Raw genomic sequence first — 15767 nt, forward strand, 5'->3', positions numbered from 1 at the left:
ACCGGCGGCACCGGCGGCACCGGCGGCACCGGCACGGGCCCTGACCTGGGCCGACCTGGGCCGGTCCCGCCGGTGCGGGGTGAACCGCTCCGACAGCCCGCCGACGCCCGCGTCGGCGGGCTGTCGTATGTCTGTCGTACCTTTGTCGGTCGCCTGTCGGTGCTTTGTCAGTGGCGCCTGTTCCCATGGTGGGCATGACGCGAAACGACAAGAACCCCAACGCCGTGGAGGTGCGGGGGCTGGTCAAGCACTACGGCGAGACCAAGGCCCTCGACGGTGTCGACCTCGATGTCCGCGAGGGCACGGTCCTCGGGGTCCTCGGCCCCAACGGCGCCGGCAAGACCACGCTGGTGCGCTGCCTCTCCACCCTGATCGTCCCGGACGCCGGGACGGCGACCGTCGCCGGCTTCGACGTGGTCCGCCAGCCGCGGCAGCTGCGCCGCACCATCGGCCTGACCGGCCAGTACGCCTCGGTCGACGAGAAGCTCTCCGGCTGGGAGAACCTCTACATGATCGGGCGGCTGCTCGACCTCTCCCGCAAGGACGCCCGCAGCCGCGCGGACGAGATGCTGGAGCGCTTCTCCCTGACGGAGGCGGCGAAGAAGGCCGCCATGAACTACTCCGGCGGCATGCGCCGCCGGCTCGACCTGGCCGCCTCGCTGATCGGCCGGCCGGCCGTGATCTACCTGGACGAGCCGACCACCGGTCTCGACCCGCGCACCCGCAACGAGGTGTGGGACGAGGTCCAGCGCCTGGTCGCCGAGGGCGCCACCGTGCTGCTCACCACGCAGTACATGGAGGAGGCCGAGCAGCTCGCGAGCGAGCTGACGGTCATCGACCGCGGCAAGGTCATCGCCAAGGGCAAGGTCGACGAGCTGAAGGCCCGCGTCGGCGGCCGCACCCTGAAGATCCGTCCCGTCTCCGCCTCGGACCTGCCGGGCATGGCCCGCTCGCTGGCCGAGGCCGGACTGGACGGCGTGGCCGGCTCCCAGGCCGTGCCGGACGAGGGCGTGCTCCTCGTCCCGATCCTGAGCGACGAGCAGCTGACCGCCGTGGTCGGCCTGCTGGCCGCCCGCGGATACGCGATCGCCGACCTCGGCACCTACCTGCCCAGCCTCGACGAGGTGTTCCTGGCCATCACCGGCCAGAAGCCCACGCTCGTCGAGGACTCCGTCCCCACCGAGAAGACCGAGGAGGTCGCGGCATGAGCACCGTAACCACGACGAAGCCCGCTCCCGCCGCGCCCGGTCCGGCCCCGGTGGCCGCCGCCCGCGGCGAGGGACGGATCGGCCTGCGGGCCAACCTGCGGCACATCGGCGCGCTGGTGCGCCGCAACGCCCTGCAGATCAAGCAGGACCCGGAGTCGATGTTCGACGTCCTGTTCATGCCGATCATCTTCACGCTGCTGTTCGTCTTCGTCTTCGGCGGCGCGATCTCCGGCAAGGGCAACCAGGCGGACTACGTGAACTACGTGGTCCCGGGCCTCATGGCCATGATGGGCATGAACATCGCGATGGCGGTGGGCACCGGCGTCAACGACGACTTCAAGAAGGGCGTGATGGACCGCTTCCGGTCCATGCCGATCGCCCGGTCGTCCGTACTCCTCGCCAAGATCGTCGTCGAGCTCGGCCGGATGATGGTGGCCATCGCGATCCTGCTGGGCGTGGGCTTCCTGCTCGGCCTGTCGATCAAGTCCTCGGTGCTGGACCTGTTCCTCGCCATCGGCCTGTCGGCCGTCTTCGGCAGCGCCCTGATGTGGATCTTCATCCTGCTCGGTCTCACCATGAAGACCGCCCAGGCCGTCCAGGGCATGGCGATGCTGGTCCTGATGCCGCTGCAGTTCGGCAGCTCGATCTTCGCCCCGCCGTCCACGATGCCGGGCTGGCTGCAGTCCTTCACGGACTACAACCCGCTGTCGAACCTGGCGGACGCCGCCCGCGCCCTGATCAACGGCACTCCCGTCGGCGACTCGGTGTGGATGACGCTGCTCTGGTCGCTGGCCATCACCGCGGTCACCATGCCGCTCGCCGTCCGCAAGTTCCGCCAGAAGACCTGACCCGCGGACCGGTCCACTCCGGATCGCGTCCCGGACGGGCACCGGCCGGGGGCCGGGTCAGAGCAGGGCGGTGGCCTCCTCCAGGGTGAGGCCGCCGCCCTCGGCGTACGCCGCCTCGTAGGCGGAGTCGCCCAGCGCCGACCGCGCGTGCTTCTCGGCGAAGGCGAAGTCCTCGCGCTCCGTGGTCACCGGGAAGTGGCCGGGCGGCAGCAGCGCCCGGTAGGCGCCGATCAGCCGCGCGCCGTCGTACTCCCGCTGCGGGCCGCCCGGCGACACCAGGGAGACGGCGGCCGTCAGCAGGAAGGTGGCGGGCAGCTGAGGGGCGACCATCAGCGCCAGCGGGTGCCGGAAGGCGGCAGTGGCGTCGCGGATCCCCTGCAGGGCGTCCTCGTGGCGGCCGTCCTGGTTGTCCAGCCAGGCCGACGTGGCGAGCAGGAACACGTCGAAGATGGCGTACGCGCCGAAGGCGAACTCCTCGCGCAGCACCCGGATCTGCACGCGGGCCTCGTCGATCCGCCCGGTGCGGCCGAGGATGCCCGCGAGGAACATCCGGGCGGCGGGCATCGCCTCGTTGCCGAACCGCTGCACCGTTGCGGTGATCTCGGTGAGGATCCGCTCGGCCTCCGCGATCTCGCCGTTCTCGGTGAGCGCGCCGGCCATCCGCACGCGCAACACCGTCACCTGCGCCTTCGCACCGAGACGTTCGGCGTAGGCGATCGCCTCGCGGTAGTCGCGGGCGGCCAGGGCCTGCTCGCCGCGCCGCTCCCGGGACTCGGCGCGGGCGGAGAGCGCCTCGGCGCAGCCCCAGTCGTCGCCGAGTTCCCGGAAGAGCTCCAGGCTCTCGTCGGCGTCGCGCGCGGCGTCGCCCGCCCAGTCGGAGCGGTTGGCGAGGATGTTGGCGCGCAGCTGGAGGGCCGAGGCCAGCTCCCAGCGGTGGCCGAGTTCGCGGGCGGTGGCCACGGTCGCGTCGATCACCCGCTTGAGCAGCCCGGCGTCGCCCGCGATCATGACGGCGTACACCCACAGGGACGCCGGGGTGTAGCAGGTCTGCGGGAGCCCGGGCCGGTAGGTGGCGATCACCCCGTCGACCAGGGCGCGGACCTCGGGGTCGTCCCAGTCCTTGTTGGTCTGGTCGCGGGACGCCAGCCGGACCAGGTGCAGGGCGCGCCAGGCCTCGGCCAGCACCTCGCCCTCGTAGGGCGGCGGCGCGTCCACGAGCTGCCCGTAGACCGGCTCCGCCGGGACCACCGTCCCGACGAAGGGGTTGGGGCCGAGCGCCGCGACCGCCTCCGCCCAGTGCCGGGACTCGGCCCGCTGGTCGTGCAGGTGCCAGTACCAGCCCAGGGAGTGGACGAGGCAGAGCGCCTCGTCGGCGTCGCGGGTGGTGACGGCCCGGCGCAGGGCCGTACGGATGTTCTCGTACTCGGTGGCCAGCCGCTCCGCCGTCTCGCGCTGGCGGCGGCCGCGGAGCAGGGGGTCGCTGGTGCGGGCGAGCTCGCGGTAGTGGACGAGGTGGCGGCGGGCGGTGTCCTCGCGGTCGCCGCCGGCCGCGGTGAGGCGCTCGGCGGCGTATTCGCCCACCGTCTCCAGGAGGCGGTAGCGCATGCCGGAGCCGTCGGGGGCGGGAGCGGCGACGACGAGGGACTTGTCGACGAGGGAGCCGAGGGTGTCGGCGACGTCGGGGCCGGTCCCGTACCCATCGCCGGCTCGGTCCCCGTCGCCGCAGACGGCCTCGGCGGCGGCGAGGTCGCAGCCGCCCGCGAAGACGGACAGGCGGCGCAGGACCGTGCGCTCGGCCTCGTCGAGGAGTTCCCAGGACCAGTCGACGACGGCCCGCAGGGTCTGCTGGCGCGGCAGCACGGTACGGGCCCCGCTGGTCAGCAGCCGGAAACGGTCGTCCAGCCGGTCCGCGATCTGCCGCGGCGTCAGCAGCCTCAGCCGCGCCGCGGCCAGCTCGATCGCCAGCGGCAGCCCGTCGAGGCGGCGGCAGATCTCGGCGGCGGCGGCCGGGTCCTCGTCCACGGTGAACCCGGCGCGGGCCGCCGCCCCGCGGTCGCCGAGCAGCCGCAGCGCGATGGGGTCGGGCAGCGGTTCGACGGGGCGCAGGGACTCCCCGGGCACGCCGAGGGGTTCGCGGCTGGTGGCCAGGATCTGGACCCCGGGGCAGTGGGTGAGGAGGCGTTCGGCGAGCTCGGCGGCGGCTTCGACGACGTGCTCGCAGTTGTCGAGCACGAGCAGCAGGCTGCGGCGGGCGCAGTGCTCGGCGAGCCGGTCCAGGGGGTCGTCGCCGTTGCGGTCGGTCAGCGCCCGCAGCTCCTCGGCGGCGGCGCCGCGCAGCTTGGTCTCGCGGGCACCAACGGCGGCGAGGGTGGCTTCGGCGACGTCCTCGGGGTCGTCGACGGGAGCCAGTTCGACGAGCCACACGCCGTCGGGCCAGCCGCCGCGCGGCTCGTGCGCCTCGGCGGCCTCCTGCGAGAGCCGGGTCTTGCCGGCGCCGCCGGGCCCGAGGAGCGTCACGAGGCGGGCCCGCGCGAGATCGTCGCCGATGACGCGGATGTCGTCCTCCCGCCCGACGAAGGTGGTCAGCCGCGCCCGCAGATTGCCGCCACCACGCCCGGCGGGGGACTGCGGACCGGGTGCCCCGCCGTCGGCGGCACCGTGCCCCGCCCCCTGGGCCGGGGCATGGCCCGCGGCCGGCCCCTGCGCGGAGACCGGGGCGGGCCCGTGGCCGGGGCCCGGGGCCGGGGCGGGGGCCGGGGCCGAGGCGGGGGCCGGAGCCGAGGCGGGGGCCGGAGCCGAGGCGGGGGCCGGAGCCGAGGCGGGGGCCGGGGTGGGGTCCGCCGGGGTCAGCAGTTCGGCGTGCAGGGCGCGCAGGGCCGGGCCGGGGTCCGTGCCGAGCCGGTCGGCCAGGCTCCGGCGGACGTCGTCGTAGGCGGACAGGGCCTCCGCCGGGCGGCCCGCGTCGCGCAGGGCCCGGATCCGCAGCGCCTGGAGCGGCTCGTCCAGCGGCTGCTGCGCGCACAGCGCGGTCAGCTCCGGCAGGGAGCGCTCGGCCTCGCCCAGGGCCAGGGCCGCCGCGAGCCGGCCCCGGCGCGCCTCCATCCGTACGGCGTCCCAGCGGGCGGCCTCCGCGGCCGGGTCGGGCAGGTCCGCGAGGGCCGGTCCGCGCCACAGCGCGAGGGCCTCCTCGTACCGGGCGGCGGCCTCGGCCGGGTCCCCGGCCTCGGCGCCGGCCCGGGCCAGCCGCTCGAACCGGTACAGGTCGACGTCCTCGCGCTCGGCGGCCAGCCGGTAGCCGCCGTCGGCGGACAGCACGGCGGTGTGCCCCAGCGCCCGGCGCAGCCGGGCCACGAGGGCCTGCAGGGCGGCCACGGCGTCGGCCGGCGGGGCGCCGTCCCACACCTCGTCGACCAGCAGCCGGGTCGGCACCACCCGCCCCGGCCGCAGCGCGAGCGCCGTCAGGAGCGCGCGCAGGCGCGCCCCGCCGACGGCCACGGGGGTCCCGTCGTCGCGGAGGGCCTGGACGGAGCCGAGGATCGCGTAACGCACCGGCCCATTGTCCCCGCACCCCGGCCCGGCCCCGAACCGTTTTCCCCGCGCGGCCCGGGATAGGTTTCCCCGCATGGGTCATCAGGGCACCCGCCACGAGCGGCGGATCAGTTCGGTATTCCTCGGCATCTTCGCCGTCATGGCCGTCACGGGCTGGGCGGTGTGGACGGGGTACTCGACGAGCACCGGGCTCGCCGTGTTCCTCTTCGTGACGTCGGCCTGGATCGTCTCCCTCTGCCTGCACGAGTACGCGCACGCCCGTACCGCGCTGCACGGCGGCGACCTCACCGTCGGCGCCAAGGGCTACCTGACGCTGAACCCGCTCAAGTACACGCACGCGCTGCTCAGCATCGTCCTGCCGGTGGTCTTCGTGATCCTGGGCGGGATCGGCCTGCCGGGCGGCGCGGTCTTCATCGAGCGCGACCGGATCCGGGGCCGCTGGAAGCACAGCCTGATCTCGGCGGCGGGGCCGCTGACGAACGTGGCCTTCGCGATCGTCTGCACGGCGCCGTTCTGGCTGGACGCCCTGGACGGGGTGCCGCTCGCCTTCCGCTACGCCCTCGGCTTCCTCGCGATGCTCCAGGTGACGGCGGCGATCCTGAACTTCCTGCCGGTTCCGGGCCTCGACGGCTACGGCGTGATCGAGCCGTGGCTGTCGTACCGGGTGCGGCGCGAGGTGGAGCCGCTGGCGCCGTTCGGTCTGATCGCCGTCTTCGCGCTGCTGTGGATCCCGTCGGTCAACGTCTTCTTCTTCGGGGTGGTCGACGGCGTGCTGTCGGCGCTGGGCGTGTCGGACCTGGAGACGTACTGCGGCCGCGACCTCTACCGCTTCTGGCAGGAGGGCAGCGGCGTCTGCGAGATCCCGCAGGACTAGACCGTCCCTTTCGGATCCTGCCCGGGAAACCCGTCGCCGCCGGCCCGTCCGGCACCTAGCATGACCGGCCGTGCCTACACACGAAGAGATCATCGAGCGGGCCCTGGAGCGGATCGGCGCAGGGTACGTCTTCCCCGAGAAGACCGCGGACATCGACGCCGCGGTCCGCGGCCGGCTGGCGGCCGGCGCGTACGACGGCCTGGACGAGCGGACGCTGTGCGAGACGGTCACGGCGCACATCCAGGAGGTATGCCCGGACAAGCACCTGCGGCTGCTGTGGGCCGAGGAGCCCCAGTCGCTGGAGCCGGAGGACCAGGACGCCGGAAAGGCCGCGTTCCTGGCGCTGCTGGAGGCCGAGAACCACGGCGTACGGCGGGTCGAGCGGCTGGAGGGCGGCGTCACCCTCGTCGACCTCCGCCTGATAGCGACGGCCGCCGAGGGCGCCGCCGTGATCGGCGCCGCCATGCAACTGGCCGCCCTCGGCTCCGCGCTCGTCCTGGACCTGCGCGCGTGCCGCGGCGGCTCGCCGGAGGGGGCCGCGATGTGGTGCAGCTACTTCTTCCCCGACGACCAGGTGCACCTGAACGACATCTACGAGCGCTCCACCGGGACCACCCGCCAGTACTGGACGCTGGCGCACCTGCCCGCGCCGCGCTTCCTCGACCGCCCCGTGTACGTGCTGACCAGCGCGGTCACCTTCTCCGGGGGCGAGGACGTCGCCTACACCCTCCAGGCCCACGGCCGCGCGGTCGTCGTCGGCGAGACCACGCGGGGCGGCGCGCACCCCACGGACCGGCACGCGGTGAGCGAGCACGTCGTGGTGGCGGTGCCGGCCGCCCGGACGATCAGCACGGTGACGGGCGGCAACTGGGAGGGCGTCGGGGTCGTCCCCGACATCGCGGTCCCGGCCGATCAGGCGCTCGACGCTGCGCTCAAGGCCGCCCGGGCGGCCACCGGGAACTGATCCCCCGGATCCCCCGGGTCCGCCGGGTCCCTCAGGCGTTGCGGGCGGTCGCGGCCTTCTCGGCCTTGGCCTTGCGCATGTAGTACCAGGCCATGTTGGACGTGAGGCCCGCCAGCAGCACCCACACGATCCCGAGGAAGCTGCCCTCCACGAAGGCGACGACGGCCGCGGCCACAGCAAGGACGCACACGACAACGGCGAAGACGGCAAGGCGGGGCATGGGAAGAGCTCCTCGGGGACACGGAAGGCGGTAGAGCCCCTCCAGTGTCCCCCATGCCCCGCAGTGCTGCCGTAAGGGCCGCGCGCAGCCGCTTTCGATGCGTTTCCGGCTTTGCCTGACCTCCTCTCCCCCGCGGCGTTAGCGTTCGCCGGTGACGCGCCGTATCCGGAGCGCGACAGAACGAACGGCCCGGCCGCTCCGCCCGCGACGGCCGCCGGGGAGTGGGGGACGCCGCATGCAGGAGATCTCGAAGGGCGCGAACGTCAGCCTGACCGGGCTCAGCGAGGACGCCGGGGCGGTGGTCGTCAGCCTGAGCTGGACCAGTGCCTCAGGGGCCGGTGACGCCGACGTCTCCGTGCTGCTCCTGGACGAGAACGGCAAGGTCCGCAGCGAGAACGACTTCTACTTCTACAACAACCCCGCGGCGGACGACGGGAGCGTGCAGCTCCTCGGCAAGACCCCGACCGACAGCGGCGACGAGGACCGCATCGGCGTGGACCTGACCGCGGTCGCGGACGACGTCGTACGGATCGTGGTGGCGGCGAGCCGGTACGGCGGCGCCACGTTCGGGGACCTCGACGACCTGCGGATGACGGTCGCGGACCGGTCCGGCGAAGCGCTCGTCGGATTCTCCATCGAGGGCGCGGGCGTGGAGACGGCCTTCATCTTCGGCGAGCTCTACCGGCGGGGCGAGGAGTGGAAGTTCCGTGCCGTGGGCCAGGGGTACGAGACCGGTCTGGCCGGGCTCGCCACGGACTTCGGCATCGACGTCGACGGCGAGGGCGACGGCGACGGCGCGGACGGGGACGGGGAGGCCGACGGGCCCGGCTCGGCGGAGGCTCCCGCCGCGGCCGGGGAGCCCGGCCCCTCCGGCGCCCCCTCGGATGCGGCGGTCCCCGCCACCGACGCTCCGGCCCCGGCGGTCCCGCCCGCCGACCTCGCCGCAGGCTCACCCGCCCCGCCCGCCGCGGTGGATCCCGCTGCCGGCGCCGCCCCCGTACCGGCCCAGTCCCGCGGCCGCGGCCCGCGGACGACCAGGAAGAAGGTCACCCTCCCCAAGGTGGCCAAGAAGTCGCTCGCCGAGAACGACTCCTGGCGGACCGCCCGGCTGTTCCCGGTCCCGTCCCTCAAGAGCGACAAGGAGCGCGAGGTGCGGGCCACCTCGGTCCTGCTGTCGGTGATGGCCCAGGTCCCGGAGCTCGGACGCCGCCTCACCGCGGCGTTCGGGGCCCCCGCCGGTCGCATGCAGACGTTCACCGAGGTGGCGCTGCCCCACGGTGACGCCCCGAAGCGCCCGGACGGAGTCATCCGGGTGGAGCGCGCCGGGAAGCTGTGGACCGCGCTCGTGGAGACGAAGACGAACGGCAACCCCCTCAAGGCCGAACAGGTCCAGCAGTACATGGACATCGCGGCGCGCCGCGGCTACGAAGCCGTGATCACGCTCTCCAACGACGTGGCCCTCGAAGGAGCCGCCATGGTGGACGTCAAGACCGACGGGAGGCGCAAGCACAAGGTCAGCCTCTGGCACCTGTCCTGGGCCGAGGTCGCCCACCAGGCACAGATGCTGATCCGCCACGAGGGCGTCGGAAACGCCGCCCACGCCTGGCTCCTCCAGGAGCTCCTGGAATACCTGCAGCACGAGCACTCCGGGTGCCACGGCTTCCAGAACATGGGCCCCGCGTGGGTGCCGGTGCGCAACGGCATCGACGACGAGACCATCGGCATCGGCGACGCCCGCGCCGTCGACGTGGTGGAGAGCTGGGAGCGCCTCATCCGCCAGGTGTGCCTGCGGCTCGGCGGGGAACTCGGGCAGAAGGCCCTCCCGGTACAGCGGGCCCGGCGCGGCAGCGATCCGCGGGCGAGGCGCGTGGCGGCGGCCGAGAGGCTGTGCGCCGAGGGCAGGCTCGCCGCCGAACTGCGCATCGACGGGACGAGCTCGGTCATCGCGGTGGTCGCCGATCTGCGCACGATGAAGGTGCGCACCTCCGTGGACGTCCCGGCCTCCGAAGGGGCCTATCCGCTGGCGGCGGCCAAGCGGCTGATCCGCATGCTCGCCGAGGCACCGGCGGACCTGCACGTGCAGAGCCTGGTGGAGGCCGGGAACGGGCCCCGCGGCACGCTGGAGCGCCTGCGGCCCGAGCCGGGCGATCTGCTGCCCGCGGACGGCGCCCCGATCGCGGGCTTCCGTCTGACGCTCATCAAGGGGATGGGCAACACCCGGGGCAACACCGAGTCGGGGTTCATCCGCAGCGTCGACGACGCCGTCGACCGCTTCTACCACGGGGTGGTGGCCCACCTGGGCGCCGCCGAGGCCCGTACCGGCCGGCGGGGCTGAGCACGCAGCGCCTCGTCCGGCGGTGCGGTCCCGGGACCGTACCGCCGGGCGGGGGTGGTCAGACGTCCGTCGTGCGCAGGCCCGCGTGGGCCTTGTAGCGGCGGTTGGTGGAGATCAGGTTCGCGACGAGGGCCTCGACCTGGTGGGCGTTGCGCAGGCGGCCCGCGAAGATGCCGCGCATGCCCGGGATGCGGGCGGCCAGGGCCTGGACGATGTCGGTGTCGGCGCGGGATTCGCCGAGGACCATGACGTCGGTGTCGATCTCGTCGATCGACTCGTCCTGGAGGAGGACCGCCGAGAGGTGGTGGAAGGCGGCCGTGACGCGGGAGTCCGGGAGCAGGGCGGCGGCCTGCTGGGCGGCGCTGCCCTCTTCGACCTGGAGGGCGTAGGCGCCCTGCTTGTCGAAGCCGAGCGGGTTGACGCAGTCGACGACGAGCTTGCCCGCGAGGTCCTCGCGCAGGGCTTCGAGGGTCTTGGCGTGGCCCTCCCACGGCACCGCGATGATGACGATGTCGCTGCGGCGCGCGCAGTCGGCGTTGTCCGCGCCCTCCACGCCGAGCCCGAGTTCGTCGGCGGCGGTGCGCGCACGGTCGGCGGCGCGGGAGCCGATGATCACCTTCTGGCCGGCGCGGGCGAGCCGGTAGGCGAGGCCCCGGCCCTGGTCGCCGGTGCCGCCGAGGACGCCGACGACGAGGCCGGACACGTCCGGCAGGTCCCAGGGGTCCTTGGCCGGCGGCTTCTGCGTGCTGTCTGAGGAAGTCATGGGGGCGAGGGTACTGCCGGGTAGCCCACAGTCGAAGTGCCGGGAAGCGCCCCCCGTGTCGCCCCGATGCGCAAGGATGCGGGCATGGATGCCGTCAGGGTCGCCCTGCTGCGCGAGGTGCTCGCCGGTACGCAGTGGCCGGGCGACGCGCGCCGCTTCGCCGGCTCGCTGCGCCGGTCGGTCGCTCCGGCCGGCGGGAGGCTGCTGCTGGTGGGGACCGAGGGGTACGAGCCCTGGCACATGGCGGCGCACCTCGTGGACGAGGCCGCCTGGTCGGGCCTGCCGGAGCTGGCGCCGACGCTCGTGCGCCACCGGGTGCGGCGCGGCGAGCCGCCGCACCTGTCGGTGGGACTGGGCCGGCTGGCGGGGGCCGGGCGCGGGCACACGGTGCTGGTGGTGGCGCCCGGGGAGCCCGGTGCGGGGCTGCTGGAGCGCGTGCACGACGCCCGGCGCGCGGGGGCGACCGTACTGTCACTGGACGGCGGGGACCGGGATCTGGGCGCGCTCGCGCACGACGCGCTGTCGGTGCCGGACGGCGGCGCCGAGCTGGACCTGGACACCGTGCAGCACCTGGTCAGCGCCGCGGCCGGGGAGAACGGCCTGCCGGCCCAGCGGGGGTCCGGCGGGCGGCTGCGGGACCGGCTGGCGGGGCTGGCCGACCGGCTGACCGCACCGCCGCCGAGCCGCTGGTAGTCGGCTGCCGGCCAGGCCCACCCGCCACCCCGGCAGCGGCCGGCCACCGCACCGACCCGTGACCCCGGCCCGTGCCGACGCCGACTGCCGACTGCCGACTGCCGACCCGGCCTGCCCCCCCGTTATGTTTTTCGCGGCCCTGCAATGGGGCCGCTGGCCTCCGGGCTCGGTATGACTGTGTCCCCTCTGTCGAACGGATGACCTGGGGGGTGGTGTCGCCGGGTCCGGCAGGTGCCGTCAGAGACGCTGATGAGAGACCCGGCCACCGCCCGGTCCGGCGCAACGCCGGACAGAGACGTGGGCGGCAGGTCTGCATAACGTGGATGCGCGAGCACGGTGCCACGACCCGGGCCGGCACGGTCAACACCTGCGGAAGGGTGCGATGTTAGACACCGAAGGCATAGGCGTCTTCCTCGGGATGGACGTCGGCAAGACGGCCCATCACGGTCACGGGCTGACCCCGGCCGGGAAGAAGGTCTTCGACAAGGCGATGCCCAACAGCGAACCGAAGCTCCGGGCCGTCTTCGACAAGCTCAAGGCCAAGTTCGGCACCGTGCTCGTGATCGTGGACCAGCCCGCCTCGATCGGTGCCCTGCCGCTGACCGTCGCCCGGGACGCGGGCTGCGAGGTCGCCTACCTGCCCGGACTCGCGATGCGGCGGATCGCCGACCTCTATCCGGGCGAGGCAAAAACGGACGCGAAGGACGCGGCGGTGATCGCGGACGCCGCCCGCACCATGCCGCACGTCCTGCGCTCGCTGGAGCTGACCGACGAGATCACCGCCGAGCTCACGGTGCTGACCGGCTTCGACCAAGACCTCGCCGCCGAAGCCACCCGCACCAGCAACCGGATACGCGGCCTGCTCACCCAGTTCCACCCGTCACTGGAGCGCGTACTCGGGCCCCGACTGGACCACCCGGCCGTCACCTGGCTCCTCGAACGCCACGGGTCCCCGGCCGCTCTGCGGAAGGCCGGCCGCCGCAGACTCATCGAACTAATCCGCCCGAAAGCCCCGCGCATGGCCGCACGGCTTGTCGACGAGGTCTTCGACGCTCTCGACGAACAGACCGTCGTGGTCCCGGGAACCGGGACCCTCGACATCGTCATTCCGTCCCTGGCCGCCTCGCTCGCCGCGGTCCACGACCAGCGCCGAGCGCTGGAAGCGCAGATCAGCACCTTGCTGGAGGCTCACCCTCTTCACCAGGTCCTGACCTCGATGCCCGGAGTCGGCGTCAGGACCGCCGCCGTCCTGCTGGTCACCGTCGGCGACGGCACCGGCTTCCCCAGCGCCGCCCACCTCGCCTCCTACGCCGGCCTCGCCCCGACGACGAAGTCGTCCGGGACATCGATCCACGGCGAACACGCCCCCCGAGGCGGAAACCGGCAGCTCAAACGCGCCATGTTCCTCTCCGCCTTCGCCTGCATGAACGCCGACCCCGCCTCACGCACCTACTACGACAGACAAAGAGCCCGCGGGAAAACGCACACCCAGGCACTCCTCCGCCTCGCCCGCCAACGCATCAGCGTCCTGTTCGCCATGCTCAGAGACGGAACCTTCTACGAACCCCGCCTCCCCCAAGCGACGGCTGCGTGAACCAGCCCACAGGCGGGTCGATTCAGGGTCAACGCCTTGTGCCGTCTGCCCACGCCGAGATATCGGCGGCAGCCCGCCGGACAGCGTCTTCCTGGTCCTGGGCGAGGTTCGCGCAGGCCGCTGCGACGTTCGGCACACCGTCCGCTCCCACGATCGCGTCATGCACCCCGGTCTGCATCCAGTCAGCCTGGTTGTCGTCAGCTTCGGCAACCGCGAGAGCAATGAGCCTTACAGCGGCCACCGTCCCCACCCGGGCCAGGGCCTCTGCTGTCTGCCGGGTCACTGCCGTGTCCTCGACGTCTAGCAGCAGTCCCACCAGCGCTTCCGCAGCCTCAGGAACATCAACGAAGGAAGCAAGGTCGCGCCCGGCACGAACACGTTGCGCCCATGAAGGAGACGACGCCTCAGCCAAGGCCGCCTCCAACCCACTCATCATCTCTGGCACGACCAGACAGTCTCATGCGCAACGAAGAAGATCGAACCCGGGCCAGGGCTGCCCACACGCTTGACGAAGAACATAGAGACCCCCCCCCCGCCCCTGGTTGCCGGCTGCCGGGGCCGCCGGGGCCGGATCTGGTCCGCTACGGGGCCGTCAGCCGGCCGCGCCCGGGCCCGCGCCCGACGCGCCCTCTTCGTCCTCGCGGGTCTTGTCGTTCCACTTGGGGTCGTTCTGCCACTCCAGGTTTCGTTCCTGTGCCGTCTCCATGGCGTGGGCGGCCTCCTCGGGCGATCCGTAGGGGCCGAACCGGTCCTTCGCCGGGCACTCGGGGCCTTCCTCGACCTTCTGGTGGACCAGGCAGTAGTACCACTCGCCCGGTTTGCCCACCTGGCGCTTCTTGAACAGGGCCATCGTCGTCCAGGCTCCTCTCGATGCCTCCGCAAGCCGCTGTGTGCCGCTCTATCCCGCCATGCTGCCCCATCACCGCTGGATACACTCGCTTGCATGTCCGGTCAGTCGCTGCTCGTTCCAGGCGAGCTCTCTCCCGCCCGTTCCGTTCCCGGAAACATCCGCCGGCCCGAGTACGTCGGCAAGCCCGCGCCCACTCCGTACACCGGACCGGAGGTGCAGTCGCCCGAGACCATCGAGGCCATGCGCATCGCCGGCCGGATCGCCGCCCAGGCGATGGAAGAGGCCGCCAAGCTGATCGCGCCGGGGGTGACCACCGACGAGCTCGACAAGGTCGCCCACGCGTACATGTGCGACCACGGCGCCTACCCCTCCACGCTCGGCTACCGCGGCTACCCGAAGTCGCTGTGCTCCTCCGTCAACGAGGTCATCTGCCACGGGATCCCCGATTCCACCGTCCTGCGCGACGGCGACATCGTGAACCTCGACGTGACGGCGTACATCGGCGGGGTGCACGGCGACAACAACGCCACCTACCTGTGCGGTGACGTCGACGAGGAGTCACGGCTGCTGGTGGAGCGCACCCGCGAGGCGCTGAACCGGGCGATCAAGGCCGTGAAGCCGGGCCGCCAGATCAACGTCATCGGGCGGGTCATCGAGTCGTACGCGAAGCGCTTCGGCTACGGCGTGGTCCGGGACTTCACCGGCCACGGCATCAACTCGTCCTTCCACTCCGGCCTGATCATCCCGCACTACGACAGCCCGCACGCGACCACGGTCATCGAGCCGGGGATGACCTTCACGATCGAGCCGATGCTGACCCTGGGCACCCACGACTACGACATGTGGGACGACGGCTGGACGGTCGTCACGAAGGACCGCAAGCGCACCGCGCAGTTCGAGCACACGCTGGTGGTGACGGACTCCGGGGCGGAGATCCTGACCCTCCCCTAGCCGGTGCCCGACACGACCGGATTTTTTACCGACAAGGCGTCGGGAACTCATTGACTTAGGCAAGCCTAAGTAGGAGTATCAGGCGTGGCGGCACTGCCGCCACGCCTGCTTCCCCTTTCCTGGAGGTCCGCCTTGGACGCCTTCTCTACGGTCATCCGCGTCGCGTCGCACGAGCAGCACACCGAGGCCGAGACGTCGACCTTCATGAGCGACCTGCTGGGCGGACGGCTCGGAGTGGACGCGTACACGCGCTACACCGAACAGCTGTGGTTCGTGTACCGGGCCCTGGAGGAGGCGGCCGAGTCCCTCAAGGACGACCCGGTGGCGGGACCGTTCATCCGGCCCGAGCTGATGCGCGTCGCGGAGATAGAGCGGGACCTCGCGCACCTGCTGGGCCCGCAGTGGCGCGAGAACGTGGTGGCGCTTCCCTCGACCGAGGCCTATGCCGCACGGGTGGCCCAGTGCGCGGCCGAGTGGCCGGGCGGGTACGTCGCCCACCACTACACCCGGTACCTGGGCGACCTCTCCGGCGGCCAGATCATCCGCGACAAGGCGGAGCGCACCTGGGGCTTCGAGCGCAAGGGCGACGGCGTCCGCTTCTACGTTTTCGCGGACATCTCCAACCCGGCGGCCTTCAAGCGGACCTACCGCGAGCTGCTCGACGCGATCGCCGCGGACGACCTGGAGAAGCAGCGCATCATCGACGAGTGCAAGCGCGCCTTCGACTTCAACGGCGCGGTCTTCCGCGAGCTGGGCGAGGAGTTCCGCCTCACCGCGTGACCTCGCGCAAGGCTAGGGGTACGGCTGCGGGGCCGGTCCGGGTGCACAGCGGCTTTCCCCGCCCGGGCCGAAGGACTCACCGGCCTTCTCTTCGAGCGCCTTTGCGCACTCGGCCCATGCCTCGACGTTCGCGCGGAT

14 protein-coding genes are annotated in these 15767 nt (G+C 72.7%); 9 read left to right on the forward strand and 5 right to left on the reverse strand.

All coding sequences use genetic code 11. From position 1 onward, the window contains the following. Positions 1 to 185: 185 nt before the first annotated feature. Together AB0O53_RS32420 and AB0O53_RS32425 are read left to right on the forward strand one after the other, a co-directional pair. A complete protein-coding gene (locus tag AB0O53_RS32420) occupies positions 186 to 1208 on the forward strand; it encodes an ATP-binding cassette domain-containing protein (RefSeq protein WP_381897719.1) in 1023 nt (340 codons plus the stop codon). Continuing rightward, positions 1205 to 2056, forward strand: a complete 852-nt coding sequence (locus AB0O53_RS32425; protein WP_351001185.1) for an ABC transporter permease — start codon at positions 1205 to 1207, stop codon at positions 2054 to 2056. The genes AB0O53_RS32420 and AB0O53_RS32425 overlap by 4 nt, the downstream gene beginning before the upstream one ends. Before the next feature lie 57 nt (positions 2057 to 2113). Here the strand turns inward: AB0O53_RS32425 and AB0O53_RS32430 are convergent, their stop codons facing one another. Next, on the reverse strand, positions 2114 to 5605 hold the full coding sequence (locus AB0O53_RS32430) for an AfsR/SARP family transcriptional regulator (protein ID WP_365200386.1): 3492 nt from the start codon (positions 5603 to 5605) through the stop codon (positions 2114 to 2116). A gap of 73 nt (positions 5606 to 5678) precedes the next feature. Between AB0O53_RS32430 and AB0O53_RS32435 the strand changes: the two genes are divergently transcribed. Then, the gene (locus AB0O53_RS32435) at positions 5679 to 6479 is read left to right on the forward strand and encodes a site-2 protease family protein (RefSeq protein ID WP_351001180.1); all 801 of its coding nucleotides are present in this window, start codon (positions 5679 to 5681) and stop codon (positions 6477 to 6479) included. Between the two features lie 70 nt (positions 6480 to 6549). Further along, positions 6550 to 7443, forward strand: a complete 894-nt coding sequence (locus tag AB0O53_RS32440) for a S41 family peptidase (RefSeq protein ID WP_351001177.1) — start codon at positions 6550 to 6552, stop codon at positions 7441 to 7443. Between the two features lie 31 nt (positions 7444 to 7474). Here the strand turns inward: AB0O53_RS32440 and AB0O53_RS32445 are convergent, their stop codons facing one another. Next, positions 7475 to 7663: a hypothetical protein gene (locus tag AB0O53_RS32445; RefSeq protein ID WP_030849047.1), complete on the reverse strand. Its 189-nt coding sequence runs from the start codon at positions 7661 to 7663 to the stop codon at positions 7475 to 7477. A 235-nt stretch (positions 7664 to 7898) separates the two neighbouring features. Between AB0O53_RS32445 and AB0O53_RS32450 the strand changes: the two genes are divergently transcribed. After that, positions 7899 to 9998: a TerD family protein gene (locus tag AB0O53_RS32450; protein WP_365200390.1), complete on the forward strand. Its 2100-nt coding sequence runs from the start codon at positions 7899 to 7901 to the stop codon at positions 9996 to 9998. 58 nt (positions 9999 to 10056) lie between these two features. Here the strand turns inward: AB0O53_RS32450 and npdG are convergent, their stop codons facing one another. Further along, complete coding sequence (npdG, locus tag AB0O53_RS32455; protein WP_351001171.1) at positions 10057 to 10761, reverse strand: NADPH-dependent F420 reductase; 705 nt, start codon at positions 10759 to 10761, stop codon at positions 10057 to 10059. Positions 10762 to 10845: 84 nt separating this feature from the next. Between npdG and AB0O53_RS32460 the strand changes: the two genes are divergently transcribed. Together AB0O53_RS32460 and AB0O53_RS32465 are read left to right on the forward strand one after the other, a co-directional pair. Continuing rightward, positions 10846 to 11454, forward strand: coding sequence for a hypothetical protein (locus tag AB0O53_RS32460; RefSeq protein ID WP_351001169.1), 609 nt, complete (start codon positions 10846 to 10848; stop codon positions 11452 to 11454). Between the two features lie 382 nt (positions 11455 to 11836). Continuing rightward, complete coding sequence (locus tag AB0O53_RS32465; protein ID WP_365200394.1) at positions 11837 to 13048, forward strand: IS110 family RNA-guided transposase; 1212 nt, start codon at positions 11837 to 11839, stop codon at positions 13046 to 13048. A 28-nt stretch (positions 13049 to 13076) separates the two neighbouring features. Here AB0O53_RS32465 and AB0O53_RS32470 read toward each other — a convergent pair whose 3' ends face one another. Next, positions 13077 to 13484, reverse strand: a complete 408-nt coding sequence (locus AB0O53_RS32470; protein ID WP_365200412.1) for a hypothetical protein — start codon at positions 13482 to 13484, stop codon at positions 13077 to 13079. Positions 13485 to 13640: 156 nt separating this feature from the next. Next, on the reverse strand, positions 13641 to 13898 hold the full coding sequence (locus AB0O53_RS32475) for a hypothetical protein (protein ID WP_351001167.1): 258 nt from the start codon (positions 13896 to 13898) through the stop codon (positions 13641 to 13643). A gap of 93 nt (positions 13899 to 13991) precedes the next feature. Between AB0O53_RS32475 and map the strand changes: the two genes are divergently transcribed. Both map and AB0O53_RS32485 read left to right on the forward strand, forming a co-directional pair. Continuing rightward, positions 13992 to 14849 carry a type I methionyl aminopeptidase gene (map, locus tag AB0O53_RS32480; RefSeq protein WP_351001164.1) on the forward strand — a complete coding sequence of 286 codons (858 nt, stop codon included), beginning with the start codon at positions 13992 to 13994 and terminating at the stop codon, positions 14847 to 14849. Between the two features lie 132 nt (positions 14850 to 14981). After that, positions 14982 to 15629, forward strand: a complete 648-nt coding sequence (locus AB0O53_RS32485) for a biliverdin-producing heme oxygenase (RefSeq protein WP_031146183.1) — start codon at positions 14982 to 14984, stop codon at positions 15627 to 15629. Positions 15630 to 15767: the final 138 nt, after the last annotated feature.

This window comes from Streptomyces erythrochromogenes (genome assembly GCF_040684695.1).
Classification (GTDB): domain Bacteria; phylum Actinomycetota; class Actinomycetes; order Streptomycetales; family Streptomycetaceae; genus Streptomyces; species Streptomyces erythrochromogenes_C.

Excerpts from the sequence above, each read along its gene's own strand:
- AB0O53_RS32470 (WP_365200412.1), bottom strand. The coding sequence starts at position 13,484 with ATGATGAGTGGGTTGGAGGCGGCCTTGGCTGAGGCGTCGTCTCCTTCA.
- AB0O53_RS32435 (WP_351001180.1), top strand. The coding sequence starts at position 5,679 with ATGGGTCATCAGGGCACCCGCCACGAGCGGCGGATCAGTTCGGTATTC.
- map (WP_351001164.1), top strand. The coding sequence starts at position 13,992 with ATGTCCGGTCAGTCGCTGCTCGTTCCAGGCGAGCTCTCTCCCGCCCGT.
- AB0O53_RS32425 (WP_351001185.1), top strand. The coding sequence starts at position 1,205 with ATGAGCACCGTAACCACGACGAAGCCCGCTCCCGCCGCGCCCGGTCCG.
- AB0O53_RS32450 (WP_365200390.1), top strand. The coding sequence starts at position 7,899 with ATGCAGGAGATCTCGAAGGGCGCGAACGTCAGCCTGACCGGGCTCAGC.
- AB0O53_RS32465 (WP_365200394.1), top strand. The coding sequence starts at position 11,837 with ATGTTAGACACCGAAGGCATAGGCGTCTTCCTCGGGATGGACGTCGGC.
- npdG (WP_351001171.1), bottom strand. The coding sequence starts at position 10,761 with ATGACTTCCTCAGACAGCACGCAGAAGCCGCCGGCCAAGGACCCCTGG.
- AB0O53_RS32420 (WP_381897719.1), top strand. The coding sequence starts at position 186 with ATGGTGGGCATGACGCGAAACGACAAGAACCCCAACGCCGTGGAGGTG.
- AB0O53_RS32445 (WP_030849047.1), bottom strand. The coding sequence starts at position 7,663 with ATGCCCCGCCTTGCCGTCTTCGCCGTTGTCGTGTGCGTCCTTGCTGTG.
- AB0O53_RS32460 (WP_351001169.1), top strand. The coding sequence starts at position 10,846 with ATGGATGCCGTCAGGGTCGCCCTGCTGCGCGAGGTGCTCGCCGGTACG.
- AB0O53_RS32475 (WP_351001167.1), bottom strand. The coding sequence starts at position 13,898 with ATGGCCCTGTTCAAGAAGCGCCAGGTGGGCAAACCGGGCGAGTGGTAC.